Annotated in this window: 7 protein-coding genes; 2 read left to right on the top strand and 5 right to left on the bottom strand. The window is 69.2% G+C overall.

Annotation, left to right across the window (positions count from 1 at the left end):
- Positions 1-9: 9 nt before the first annotated feature.
- A complete protein-coding gene (locus ACAG24_RS21225; protein WP_370474391.1) occupies positions 10-180 on the top strand; it encodes a hypothetical protein in 171 nt (56 codons plus the stop codon).
- 6 nt (positions 181-186) lie between these two features.
- Here the strand turns inward: ACAG24_RS21225 and ACAG24_RS21220 are convergent, their stop codons facing one another.
- Entirely contained in the window at positions 187-414 is a 228-nt protein-coding gene (locus tag ACAG24_RS21220) for a DUF3618 domain-containing protein (protein ID WP_064281971.1), read from the bottom strand.
- Between the two features lie 164 nt (positions 415-578).
- Here ACAG24_RS21220 and bcp point away from each other — a divergent pair, with 164 nt between their 5' ends.
- Entirely contained in the window at positions 579-1,052 is a 474-nt protein-coding gene (bcp, locus tag ACAG24_RS21215) for a thioredoxin-dependent thiol peroxidase (RefSeq protein WP_370474390.1), read from the top strand.
- Here the strand turns inward: bcp and ACAG24_RS21210 are convergent.
- The 4 genes from ACAG24_RS21210 to ACAG24_RS21195 form a co-directional block, all read right to left on the bottom strand.
- The gene (locus ACAG24_RS21210) at positions 1,029-2,378 is read right to left on the bottom strand and encodes a dipeptidase (protein WP_370474389.1); all 1,350 of its coding nucleotides are present in this window, start codon (positions 2,376-2,378) and stop codon (positions 1,029-1,031) included. The two genes, bcp and ACAG24_RS21210, sit on opposite strands and share 24 nt — an antisense overlap.
- Before the next feature lie 10 nt (positions 2,379-2,388).
- Positions 2,389-3,225, bottom strand: coding sequence for a formate/nitrite transporter family protein (locus tag ACAG24_RS21205; protein WP_370474388.1), 837 nt, complete (start codon positions 3,223-3,225; stop codon positions 2,389-2,391).
- 206 nt (positions 3,226-3,431) lie between these two features.
- Complete coding sequence (acpS, locus tag ACAG24_RS21200) at positions 3,432-3,824, bottom strand: holo-ACP synthase AcpS (RefSeq protein WP_278041417.1); 393 nt, start codon at positions 3,822-3,824, stop codon at positions 3,432-3,434.
- Between the two features lie 22 nt (positions 3,825-3,846).
- A complete protein-coding gene (locus ACAG24_RS21195) occupies positions 3,847-13,116 on the bottom strand; it encodes a fatty acid synthase subunit beta domain-containing protein (protein ID WP_370474387.1) in 9,270 nt (3,089 codons plus the stop codon).
- Between the last annotated feature and the right edge of the window lie 182 nt (positions 13,117-13,298).

Below are 13,298 nucleotides of genomic sequence, written 5' to 3'. Positions count from 1 at the left end.
AATTTGCTGATGTCAAGCCCGGTCGATTCGGTTGTCACCGAAGCCGATGGCGAGGACTCGGCTCGCGGCGTGGCCACGCAACAGCCGCTGGCCTTGCACAACTGCAGCAGGCTCGGCCGTGTCGCCAACCCGCCTGGCTTCTCGCTCGCCGACTGGTTCCGGGCCGGCCGCCGTCGCTGAGGTCGGCTAGGGCCTACGTGCGCGGCGGATGACCACCACGATCACCACGGCGCCGAGACCGGCCAGGGAGATGGCCACCGGAGGCTTCGTCACGAACCGCAGCACGCCCGCCTTGATGTCGTCGGCAACGCGGCGAGGATTCGCCCGCTCAGCAAGTGAGTCGACGGTCAGCGCGAGCTGTTCGCGCGCCACATCGATCTCAGCCTTGATGGTGTCGGGATCCCGGTCCGCCACGTCTACCTCCAATGCCTTCAGCGCATTGCGCCGGCCGCGCCCAACCAACGGGCCCCAACAAACAGTTCTCGTCGAACTACCCTAGTTGAGCCGGAGCGCACCCGAGCGCCCGGTCGACGCAACGATCCGCATCCAGCAGGGACCGTCCGGAGGTACATCGACCCATGCCCCAAACCCCTCGTCTCGAGGCCGGCGACAAAGCACCCGCGTTCAGCCTGCCCGACGCCGACGGCAACACCGTCACGCTCTCCGACTTCAAGGGCCGCAAAGTCATCGTGTACTTCTACCCGGCCGCCTCCACACCGGGCTGCACCAAGGAAGCGTGCGACTTTCGCGACAACCTCGCCGTATTGAACGACGCCGGCCTCGACGTCGTGGGGATCTCCCCCGACAAACCCGAGAAGCTCGCGAAGTTCCGCGACGCGGAGAAGCTGACGTTCCCATTGCTGTCCGATCCCGACCGGTCGGTTCTGGAAGCATGGGGTGCCTACGGCGAGAAGACGATGTACGGCAAAACCGTGAAGGGCGTCATCCGTTCGACGTTCGTCGTCGACGAGAAGGGCAAGATCGAGGTGGCCCAGTACAACATTCGCGCCACCGGGCACGTCGCCAAGCTACGACGGGACCTGTCCGTCTAGGTCAGCCAGCCGGGCCAGCAGTAGCGCCTCTGCGGTGGCCGCATGTTCCAGCACGCCCAGGTGCAGGCTTTCGTTGATGCTGTGCGCCTGTGTATCCGGGTCTTCGACACCGGTCACCAGGATCTTGGCGTCGGGGAACGCGGCCGCGAACTCGGCGATGAACGGGATCGACCCGCCGACCCCGGTGTCGACGGCGTCATGTCCCCACGCCTGCCGGAACGCACTGCGTGCGGCGTCGTACACCGGTCCGGTGGCGTCGATCGCGTACGGCTCGCCGACGTCACCGGGGGTGACTGTCACGCGGGCACCCCACGGCGCGCGGCTCTCCAGATGACGGGTCAGTGCCGCGAGGTGCCCGGCGGCGTCGCCACCGGGCGCCACCCGCATGCTCACTTTCGCGCGCGCCCTCGGGATCAAGGTGTTCGATGCCTTGCCGATCGGCGTCGTGTCGATTCCGATGACCGTGATCGCAGGCTTGGCCCAAAGCCGTTGCGCCACAGACCCTGAACCGATTTCCCGAACACCGTCGAGCACACCGGTGTCGGCCCGCACCCGCTCCGGCGGAAAATCGACATCGGCGGCCGCCGCTTCGTGCAGACCTTCCACAGCGACGTTGCCGTCGTCGTCGTGCAGGCTGGCCAGCAGACGCACGAGCGCCGTCAGAGCGTCGGGCACCACACCACCCCACATGCCCGAATGCAGGCCGTGGTCGAGCGTCGCGACTTCGACGACGCAATCGGCCAGACCCCGCAGCGACACGGTCAGCGACGGGATCTCGGTGCTCCAGTTGTCGGAATCGGCGATGACGATGACGTCGGCGGCCAGTACATCGCGGTGGGCGGCCAGCAGTGCGGACAGCGACGGCGAGCCCGACTCCTCCTCGCCCTCGACGAAGACCGTCACCCCGACCGGCGGAGCGCCGCCGTGTGCGCGGAACGCGGCCAGATGCGTTGCGATACCGGCCTTGTCGTCGGCGGTGCCGCGTCCATAGAGGCGCCCGTCGCGTTCGGTGGGTTCGAACGGAGCCGTCGCCCACTGGTCGGGGTCGCCCTCGGGCTGCACGTCGTGGTGGGCGTACAGCAGCACTGTGGGCGCTCCCTCGGGCGCCGGGTGTCGCGCGATGACAGCCGGGGCCCCGCCCTTTTCGACGATCCGCACGTCGTCGAATCCGGCCTCCGACAACAGCTTCGACACGGCCTGCGCCGACCGGTGCACCTCGGGACGCCGGTCGGGGTCGGCCCAGACGGATTGGATCCGCACCAGGTCTTCGAGGTCGGCACGCACCGAGGGCAGGACGTCGCGGACGCGCTGCACGAGATCGCTCATGTCCGCCACGTTAGCGGCGGCCGCTCGCATCGCTCCCTTCGGCGTCACGTCGCTCCTCCTGCAGACGATCCTTGCTGCGCACCAGCCGCAACAACGTCACCAGCAACAGTCCACCGACGAGATTGCCGACCGCGGTGTAGCTGAACCAGCCGAGCCAGTCCAGATATCCGAACGGCGCCTTGCCGGTGATGAGCGCGCCGAAGATGAGCAGTGAGTCGAGTACGGAGTGGAACAACTGCAGACCCGCGAGCAGAAAAGCACCGGCGACAGCGGCGGCAATCTTGGCCGGCATCGATTCGGTGCCGTGCTGCATGCGCGTCATCAGCGTGATGACCATGCCGCCGAGCAGAGACAACGCCGCTGTCTCGATCGACAGTGGTGCTGTCGCGTAATGAGCAGCAGATTCGATGGTCTGCGCATGCAGCTGGGGCAGCGCCGTCATCATCAGCAGCATCAGCAGCCAGCCGCCCGCCAGGTTGGCGATCAGCGTGCCGGACCACAGCTTCATCAGCTGGCCGAAGCTGGCGCGCTTGGCGGCAACCGTCGTGACTGGAATCAGGAATCCTTCGGTGAACAGTTCGCTGCGCCCGAGTAGCAGAGCCAGGAACCCGACCGAGAACGCCAGTCCCGCCAGCAGCGGCTGGTGCGTCGCATTCAGCACCGCCAGGTAGGCCAGTACACCCACCGCGATGTCGGTCCCCCCGAAGAAGCCGGTGGCCAGTACCTCCCGCCAGCTGCGGTGCAAACGTTGGGTGCCTTCGTCGACCATCCGCCTGAAGGCGTACTCGAGTGCATCCTCGATGGGACTGTCCGACTCTCCGAGCTGGCGCTGATTCGTTTCCGGCATCGACCGGCGCCCCCTTTCGATGTGGCGCGTGGACTGCCGGCTCGCCGGCTGAGCGAACCGGCGGAGTACCCCGATCGACGGCCGTCAACCCGCAAGAGTCGATGTGTTGGTCACCCTCGATCAGGGCGAGCGCGCGCGTACGCACGGTGTGCACCGGCGTGGCGCCGTGCAGACACGCGCGCTCGCGGTGCGGGGGGACCCGCTGCTCAGCGTTCCTCAAGGACGGCGACCGCGGCTGCGACGTCGGCCTCGTGGGTCAGCGACAGATGGATGGTCACCTCTTTGAGGTGCTCGGCGACCGCGCCGGTCAGCCGAACCCGGGGACGGCCCCACATGTCGGTGACCACCTCGATGTCGCGGTGGATCGCCTCGGGCAGCACGGGTCGCTTCGAAAACCTCGAACCCGACCACGCCTTGATGACCGCCTCCTTGGCCGCCCATCGCGCCGCGAGGTGGCGCGCCGCCGACGAACTCTTGTCGGCGGCGTCGCGCCGCTCGCCCGGCGTGAACGTCTCGGCGAACACCGTGCCGGGCCGGTCGACCTGCTCCGCAAACTCCGGAATGGAGACGAGATCGATGCCTATCCCGACGATGCCCACGCGCAGCACGCTATCTCACCGGTCAACGCCGATACACGCCGCTCTCGTCGAGCCGGGACGCCACGTCGACCAACATCGCGGCTTCCTGAGCCTTCTCCGGATGGTCCTGGTCGAAGCGCCGGTCGGCGGGCCGCTCGTACATCGGGCGGCCACCCGCGATCGCCGACGCCAGCCTCCGCTGCCCGGCCAGAGTGCGTTCCTGCGCCTGCACCGCGTACGCGGTGCGCTGCTCGGGCGTCAGGGTGGCCAGGAACGCCTGCGGGTGCACCAGCGCGATCAGACCGGACACGTGACCGAACCCCAGGCTGGTGACCAAGCCCGCCTTCAACGGGTACTTCTCACCGAGCCGCAGGGTTTCGCGCGGCCACACGAAGTGCGCCGAGGTCGCCAGCTCGTCGTCGACACAGTCCAGGCTGCGGTTCGGCGGGATCACGCCGTCGCGCAGCACCTGGCACAGGCCCATCATCTGGAAGACCGCCGCGCCGCCCTTGGCGTGTCCGGTCAGACTCTTCTGGCTGATGATGAACAGCGGTGCGCCGTCCGACCGACCCAGCGAGTCCGCGAGCCGCTCGTGCAGCTCCGTCTCGTTGGGATCGTTGGCCAGCGTCGACGTGTCGTGCTTGGAGATCACCGCGATGTCGTCGGCGCCGACCCCGAGCTTGGCCAGCGAACGCGCCAGCTGCGACTGCCTGCCGCCGCGGCCTGCGCCCAGCGCACCGAGCCCCGGAGCCGGGATGGACGTGTGCACGCCGTCGGCGAACGACTGTGCGTAGCCGACCACCGCGAGCACCGGTAGACCCATCTGCAGCGCCAGGTCGCCGCGTGCCAGCAGCACCGTGCCACCACCCTCGGCCTCGAGGAACCCGAGTCGGCGACGGTCGTTGGCGCGGGAGAACTTCGAGTCGCTGATGCCCTTGGCCCGCATCACTTCGGTGTCGGCGGTGGCCGCCATGTCACCGAAGCCGATGACGGCCTCCAGGGTCAGGTCGTCGAAACCGCCCGCCACGACGAGCTCGGCTTTGCCCAGGCGAATCTTGTCGACACCCTCCTCGACCGAGACCGCCGCGGTGGCGCATGCGCCGACCGGGTGGACCATCGCGCCGTAGCCGCCGACGTAGCTCTGCATCACGTGTGCGGCAACGACATTCGGCAGGACCTCCTGCAAGATGTCGTTCGGCTTGCTCCGGCCGAGCAGGTTGCCGTGGTACATGGTCTGCATCGACGTCATGCCGCCCATGCCCGTGCCCTGCGTGGACGCCACCAGACTCGGGTGCACCCAGCGCATCAGCTCGCTCGGGGTGAAGCCCGACGACAGGAACGCGTCGACCGTGGCCACCATGTTCCACAGCGCCACCCGGTCGATGGACGTCGCCATGTCGGGGCTGATCCCCCACACCGTGGGGTCGAAGCCGGTGGGGATCTGAGCGCCCACCGTCCGCGACAGCTTGGTCTTGCGCGGCACGCGAATCTCGGTGCCCGCCTTGCGGATCACCTCCCAGTCGCCGGATTCCGGGATCGGGCGGGCCAGCGTGTGCTCCGGATCGAACTGGACGAACGCCCGCGCATCGGTCTCGCTGGAGACCACGAAGCGGAAGTCCTTGTCCAGGAACACGCTGACGAGCAGCGGCGAGGCATGATCCCCGTCGATGGCGCCGTCGTCGACGAATTCGCGGATGCCGCAACGGCTGACGACCTCGTCGTGGTAGCGCTCGACGAGCTCGGACTCGTCGACCAGCTCGCCGGATTCGGCGTCGTACCAACCCGGTTGGGGATCGTCCTCCCACTTGATCAGTCCGGTCGTCCACGCCAGCTCCAGCACGCCGGCCGCGGACAGCTCGTTGTCGACCTCCATCTCGAAACGGGTGCGCGACGAGCCGTACGGGCCCAGTTCGGCACCGCCCACGATGACGACGAGCTCGGAGGGATCCACGTCGAGGTCGGCCCACTCGGGTGCGGGCGCCCCTACGGCCGGCCGCGGCGGCGACGGCAGCGCGGCGATCATGTGATCGGCTGCTGCTTCCTCACCCTCGTCCTCGGCAGGGGCCTCGGCGGCCTCCTCCCGCGCCTTGGTGGCCAACGCCGACAGGTCGAGTTCGACCTCGGCCAGGCCGCCGGTCAGGTCGGCTTCCACGGGCTCGCGCGCCGCGGCCACCCTGTTCTCGACGTCGCAGAGATCCAGCAGCATGCTTGCCATCTGCTCGGTCGAATAGGTGGTGACGCCCGCCTCTTCGACCGCGTCGACGATGACGTCGTTGTGGCCCATCAGGCCGGTGCCGCGGGTCCAGCCGATCAGCGCGTGAGCCAGGCTGACGCGCTGCGCCCAGGACGTCTCCGCCTTCCAGCGGGACACGACCGCATCCAGTGCCGCCTTCGACTCGCCGTAGGCGCCGTCGCCACCGAACATGCCGCGGTTCGGTGAACCCGGCAGCACGACGTGCAGGCGGGCTGCGATGTCGCGATCGGCCCCGATGCGGGAGAGCCCGCCGATGAGCCGCTGTACGGCCCACAGCAGAACCTTCATCTCCATCTCGGCGCGCGCACCCGCCTCGGACAGGTCACCGCCCACCCGCGGCGCTGCGAACGGGAACAGCAGCGTCGGGGTCAGCGCGTCCTTGATGTGGATCGACTTGGGCCCGAGGCTCTCGCTCTGCTCGGTGCCGATCCAGTCCACCAACGCGTCGATGTCGTTGTAGGAGGCCATATTCGCGGGCAGCACCCACAGCTTCGCGCCGAAGCGGGCGTTGTCGCGGTAGAGCTGGCGGTAGAAGCCCAGCCGCGCGTCGTCGAGCTTCGACGTCGTCGCGACGACCGTCGCGCCGCCGTCGAGCAGCTGCGCCACCACCGATGCGGCGATGGAGCCCTTCGACGCGCCCGTCACGACCGCGACCTCGTCGCTGTAGCGACCCTTGCCCGGGTTCTCGGCCCCCGCGGCGGCGCGGGCGTAGAGCGAGGCGTGGACATTGCGTCCGGCGGCCAGCGCCTTGCCCTGCCAGTAGGTGGCCTGGGTGCCCACGACGTGGCCGGTGCCCTCGAACCGCTCCGAGAGACGGGCCCAGTCGGTGTCGATGTCGCCCTCGTCCATCAGCCAGATCCGGACGAGATCCTCACGGGCGCTGGCCCAGCGGTCGTCGAGCACGACGGCCTTGCGGCCGTCGAACACCGGCGCCACCAAACGCGGCCAGTCCGAACCCAATTCGGCGGTGACAAGGTCGATGAGCTCGGCATCGGCCGTGGCGTCGGGGGTCACGAACGCGTTGCCGAGGCCCAGCTGGTCGAGGATGGTGCGGGCCGCCGACGCGAGCACGCCGTCGGGTCCGGTGACCTGCTCGGCGAACTCGCCGAGCGCCGCGGAGTCCACGACTCCACCACCGCCACCGGCAGCGGACGGCAGCGACACGGGAACCCCGCGCCGCGCGCCGACCGCGGCCACCGCGGCGTCGATCGCCTTGTCCACGGCGGCGGCGTCGGCCAACGCACCGTCGTGCAGGCCACCCAGCGCTCCCCCGCGGACGCTGGATCCCTCGCGGGTTCCCAGCGCCACCTCGACGGTGGCGTGCTTGGCCCAGCCGTCACCGAGCTCCCAGGTCTTCTTGATCCGCTCGGCGATGTAGGCGGGCCGCTTGCCGGACGGTCCGAGGACCGTGCGCAGTTGGTCGTTGATCGCGTCGGACAGCACCGGACCGAACGGCTTGTAGGTACGAGCCAGCTTGGTGACCTGTCCCTTCAGCCCGGCCAGGTCGGCCTCGGCAGCACCGTCGATGGCGCCGAGGTTCAGCTCCGAACCGAGGTCGACGAGCATCTGGTTGCGTCGCGACGACGCACCGTCGGTGATCGACTCGATGGAGTCCAGCGCCTCGATCTGGTCGATGCGGATCTTGGCCGACAGCGCGATGAGCGCCATGGTCGCATCGGCGGCATCAAAAGCGATGTCGTCCGGGCGCGGGCCACCCGACGGCGCTGCGGCCGGAGCGGCGGGGGCTGGGGCCGCCGCTGCCGCGGGGGCCGCCTCGGCCACCGGAGCAACTTCTTCGGCGGGCTCGTCGTGTTCGGGCTCGGGATCGGTGTCGGTCGCGAACAGCACCGCGGCATCGCGCTCGGCGTTGAGCACCTCGGTGGTGTTGTGCGAATACTCCGGCAGCTTGAGGGTGTTGGTGGCCAGACCCGCGACCGTCGGCGCCGACTTCACGCCGATCTCGACGAACCGCTCGATGCCGAGACCGCCCGCGGCCTCCTCGATGAAGAGCAGGTCCTGCGTCTCGATCCAGCGCACCGGGCTGGCGAACTGCCACGCCAGGAGCTCGATGACGATCTTGCGGCACAGCTCGCGCGGCCTTTCGTTCCGCCACGTGTCGTAGTCGGCGAGGATCTCGTCGAGCGGCTCGGCCGGCACCAGATCGCGGATCTCCTGGATGAAGTCGCGGTCCATTGTGAACGGCCGCGGCACCAGGTTCGGGATGTAACGCCCGATCAGCAGCTCCGGGTCGGCATCGGTGGGCATGACGCGCTCCAGGGAGCGGCGGAAGTCGGCGACACCGACCCGCAGCACCGAGGAGTGGAACGGCACGTCGATGCCGGGGACCAGGATGAACGAACGCTTGCCGCCGCTGATCTCGCGACGCCGCTCGACCTCGGCCTCCAGCTCTTCCAGACCGCGGACGGTACCGGCGATGGCGTATTGCGCGCCGCGAAGGTTGAAGTTCACGATCTGTAGGAATTCGCCTGTGCGCTCGGCGATCTCGGCCACGAAGTCGGTGACGTCGTTGTCGTCGAGGTCGATCTGCGACGGGCGGATTGCGGCGAGCCGGTAGTTCGAGCGGCCCTGGGCGTCGCGCGGCACGATGTCGTGCATCTTGGAGCCGCGGTGGAACACGACCTCGAGGAGGGCTTCGAGCTCGTAGACGCCGGAGACGCACGCCAGCGCGGTGTACTCACCGACCGAGTGGCCGCAGGCGATGGCGCCCTCGACGAAGGCACCCTGCTCGCGCATCTCGGCGACCTGGGCGGCCGCCACGGTCGCCATCGCCACCTGGGTGAACTGCGTCAGGTACAGCACGCCCTCGGGGTGGTGGTAGTGCACACCAGAGGCGATCAGGCTGGTCGGGTTGTCCCGCACCACGTGCAGAACCGAGAAGCCGAGCGTGTCGCGCGTGAACTTGTCGGCGTTGTCCCACACTTTGCGGGCTGCCTTGGAGCGAGCGCGTACGTCCATGCCCATGCCCTTGGACTGGATGCCCTGGCCGGGGAAGGCGTAGACGGTCTTCGGCGCGGCCAGCTGCGCCGTGGCCGACATGACGAGCTCGCCGCCGACCTTGGCGGAAACCTCGACGATCTCGGCGCCGCGGTCGATGCCGACGCGGTCGACGCGGAACTCGATCTCGTCACCGGGCAGGACCATCCCGAGGAAGCGGGAGGTCCAGCCGACGAGCCGGGCCGGCGGGGTGGCGCGACCGTCGGTGGCGGTGACGGCGTGCTGCGCCGCCGCCGAAAGCCACATGCCGTGCACGATGGGGGTTTTCAGTCCGGCGAGCAGCGCGGCGGCCCGGTCGGTGTGGATCGGGTTGTGGTCACCGGAGACAACCGCGAACGCACTCATGTCGACGGGCGCGGTGACCACGACGTCGCGGCGCCTGCGGCGTGGCGTGTCGGTGGCGTTGTCGGTGATCGCCCCGCCGGCACGCGGCGGATCGGTCAGCTCGAGTGCGCCGGTGCGTCCGCGGATCGCGAAACGCTCCTCGAGCGTGGCCAGAACCGTGCCCTCGGTGTCGGCGATGGTGACAGAGACAGGGACGACGCGCCCGACCTCGGTGTCCGTCGCCTCCGAAGCCGTTGCCTTGACGGTCAATTCGGACTTCGCGGCGGGCATCGACTCGAGCAGGTGCGCGGCGTGGTCGAGGTGTACCAGGCTCAGCAGGCCTTCGACGACCGGGAAGCCGTCGGCGGTCAGCGCCGATCCGATGGCGGAGAACACCGCGGGCCAGCACAGGCCCACCAGCGCGTCGGGAACCAGCGTGAGGCCGGGGGCCAGCGGGGCGCCGAACGTCGCGGTGACGCCGGTGTGGTCGGCGACCTTCTCGGGGTCCCACTCGACGTTCACCGTGGACACGTTGTCCTCAACGGGCGGAAGCGATTCGGGCCCCTCGACGCCGGCGGCGATCGCCAGCACCGCGCGCATCGCCTTCGACGCGTCCTCGACGGTGACGATCGGAGCGCCGCCGTCGACCGTGGTCGCGGGCAGGGTGAAACGGATGTCGATCCAGATGTCGGACAGCGGGACACTCAGCGTCACCGAGATGTTGCCTGCGCTGTCGGCACTCTGCTCAAGGCGCGCACCGGTATTGGGATGGGTGGCGCTGGGCTTGCCGGGCACGTCGTTGACCTGCCACTCGCCCGGAGCGCCGATGCGGTGCACCGGGTTGATCGCGGTGCGTCCCGCCCACAGCACGTCGGGTGAGTCGAGCACGACGGCGAGCGGTCCACTGACGTCGGAGCGAGCCTGACGCCGAGACACCACCGGGAGCGGCTTCGCGCCGGAGGCGAGCACGCGGTCGACGATCTCCTGCTCGAAGCGGTCGAGCAGTTCACCGACGGGCTCGTCGACGCGGGTGATGCCCGCGACCGCCTGCGTGCCGGGAATGATGCAGACCTGATCGGCGGTGTAGCGGGCGTCGTGGGCCTGCCACAGCGAGTCGGAACGCCACCAGCGCCGCACGTCTTTGTCGATGACGGGCACGAAGTTGACCGGCTTGCCGGGCTTCTTGCACAGGGTCACGAAGAACGGAACGTCGGCGGGATGCAGCTTGACGGTCTCGGCATCCGGGTAGCGGGCCAGCAGCGCGGCGATCGCGGTGTCCGGATTGTCGAGCAGCCCCTGACCTTCCGCGCTGGAGTCGAACAGCGACTCGATCGGGCCGGAGTCCTTCTCGTTGAGGCGGGCCTCGGCGCGCTTGAGCATCTCTTCGAAGCGGTCGCGCCAGGTGTCGGCCAGCCACGGGCTGCCCGGGGCCGCGGTGTCGGCGGTGCTGTCGCCGTCGCCGATGGCCAGTTCGATGTAGCGCTGCAGCCACTGCAGGTAGGACATGTCGGCGATGTCACCGAAGTAAGGCTTGGCGGTGTTCGCCATCGCGGCGATGATCTCGTCGCGACGCTCGGCCACGGCGTCGGCGTCGCCGGCCACCTCGTCGAGCAGTCGGCCGCAGCGCGACGCGGTGTTGTCGATCTCGTGGATGTCGGCACCCAGTTGGCTACGGCCGCTGGCCATGCCGTTGATGGCCTTGCCCGCGCCGACCCAGGTGTCGGTGCCGTTGGTGTCGACGAGCATCTGCTTGACGGCGGGCGAGGTGGTCGCCTCCAGCGTCGCCATCGCGGCGGTTCCGACGAGGATGCCGTCGACCGGCATCTGGGGGAATCCGTAGGGCTTGGCCCATTCACCGGACAGGTACTCGGCGGCCCGCTCCGGGGTGCCGATGCCGCCTCCGACGCAGATCGTGACGTTGCTGTACTTGCGCAACTCGCCGTAGGTGCTCAGCAGGAGGTCGTCGAGGTCCTCCCAGGAATGGTGTCCGCCGGCGCGGCCGCCCTCGATGTGGACGATGACGTCACGCTCGGGCACCTCGGCCGCGATCTTGATGACGGACTTGATCTGGTCGACCGTGCCGGGCTTGAACACGACGTGGCTGATGCCGACGGTGTGCAGCTCTTCGATCAGGTCCACGGCCTCTTCGAGGTCCGGGATGCCCGCGGTGACGACCAGACCGTCGATCGGGGCGCCCGACTGGCGGGCCTTCTGCACCAGGCGCTTGCCGCCGACCTGCAGCTTCCACAGGTAGGGATCCAGGAACAGCGAGTTGAACTGCACGGCGCGGCCCGGCTCCAGCAGCTGGGTCAGCTCGGCGACGCGCGCGTCGAAAATCTCCTCGGTGACCTGGCCACCGCCGGCGAGCTCGGCCCAGTGACCGGCGTTGGCCGCGGCGGCGACGATCTTGGCGTCGACCGTGGTGGGGGTCATGCCCGCCAGCAGGATCGGGGACCGCCCGGTGAGGCGGGTGAACTTGGTGGCCGACTTGACCGAGCCGTCGGGCAGGGCGATGGCCTGCGGGGCGTAGCTCGACCAGGCGGGCGCGACCGCGGGCGCGGCGCCCACGGTGAACAGGCTGCGCTGGCCGGCGCGCGTGGCGGCGGGAACGATGCCGATGCCGAGCCCGCGGATCACGGGTGCGGTCAGCCGCGTGACGGTGTCGCTGGGACCGAGGTCGACGATCCACTTGGCGCCGGTCGCGGCGAGGCCCTCGACCTCGGCAACCCAGTCGACCGGCTTGACGAAGATGGTCTCGGTCAGCTCGCGGGTCAGCTCGCGGTCCAGGCCGGTGCGCGCCGCCCACTCGTTGACGAGCTCGACACCGCCCGCCAGCCGCGGCGTGTGGAAGCCGACCTCGACGTTGAGCTGGTTGAAGATCGGGCGGAAGATCGCGCCGCCGCGCGTCTTGTTCTTGCGCTCGGCCTCTTCCTTCTCCGTGATCTTCTCGCAGTAGAGCTCGAAGCGGGCGAGCTGCTCGGGGGTGCCGGTGATGACGACCGAGCGCCTGCCGTTGCGGATGGACAGGGCCGGGGGCAGAACGGTGCGGACGTCCTGGGCGAACTCGTCGAGCAGTTCCGCCATCCGGTCGGGATCGACGTTGAGCACGGAGACCATCGGGGCCTTGTCGCCGCGACCGACCATCCCGCAGCGGCGGGACACCAGTGAACCGCCTGCGCCGATCAGCTGACCGATGGCGAGCAGCTCGACGTCACGGGCGCCGCGGGCCTTGAGCGATTCCACGGCGGTGACGCCCTGTGAGTGGCCGGCGATGGCGACCGGGGGATGATTGTCGAGGTCGAGGCCCTGACGCTTGAGGGCCCGTTGAGCGGCCATCTGGGTGAGCAGGATGCCGGGCCCGGAGATGGCCGCGGTGGTGAGGTCCTTGGCCGAGGGCAGCGGCTCGTCGGCCGCCAGCGCCCGTATCCACTTCATGGGCTCGAACCCGATCGGGCGGACCACGACCAGTTCGCGCGCCAGCGGCTCGAGCAGCAGTTCGGCCTCGGCGACCAGCTGGCTGATCTCGGATTCGATCCCCGCGGAGTTGACGAGCTCTTCGAGGTTCTCCAGCCAAGGACCACCCTGGCCGCCGAACGCCACCGCGTACGGCTCCCCGGAGTGCAGTCGATCGACGAGTGCGTGCGTTCCGGTCAAAGGTTCGAAGGCCTGATCGGCCTCGTCGGAGCCGGCGGTCGCACGGTGCTGGTCGTTGATCGTCACGTCTTGTGTTCTCCTTGGTGCTGTTCCGCGCTCAACATCGCTCATGGTGAGGCTCGGTGCTGTGCGTTTTCGCGGGTGCTTGCCTGAGCACCCGGCGTAGGCCTTGCGATTCGGCGTCGAATCCGGCTGGTCTCGTCCGCGGCGCTCTGGGTCGCAGTCGTCGCGTGCCGGGAGAGCCCGTG

Source organism: Mycobacterium bulgaricum, assembly GCF_041287165.2.
In the GTDB taxonomy this organism is placed as follows: Bacteria; Actinomycetota; Actinomycetes; order Mycobacteriales; family Mycobacteriaceae; genus Mycobacterium; species Mycobacterium bulgaricum.
The sequence above is the reverse complement of the archived record's forward strand: the minus strand, read 5'-3'. Positions and strand labels throughout refer to the sequence as shown.

Coding starts and splice junctions, on each gene's coding strand:
- ACAG24_RS21225 (WP_370474391.1), top strand. CDS start 10: ATGTCAAGCCCGGTCGATTCGGTTGTCACCGAAGCCGATGGCGAGGAC.
- bcp (WP_370474390.1), top strand. CDS start 579: ATGCCCCAAACCCCTCGTCTCGAGGCCGGCGACAAAGCACCCGCGTTC.
- ACAG24_RS21210 (WP_370474389.1), bottom strand. CDS start 2,378: ATGAGCGATCTCGTGCAGCGCGTCCGCGACGTCCTGCCCTCGGTGCGT.
- ACAG24_RS21205 (WP_370474388.1), bottom strand. CDS start 3,225: ATGCCGGAAACGAATCAGCGCCAGCTCGGAGAGTCGGACAGTCCCATC.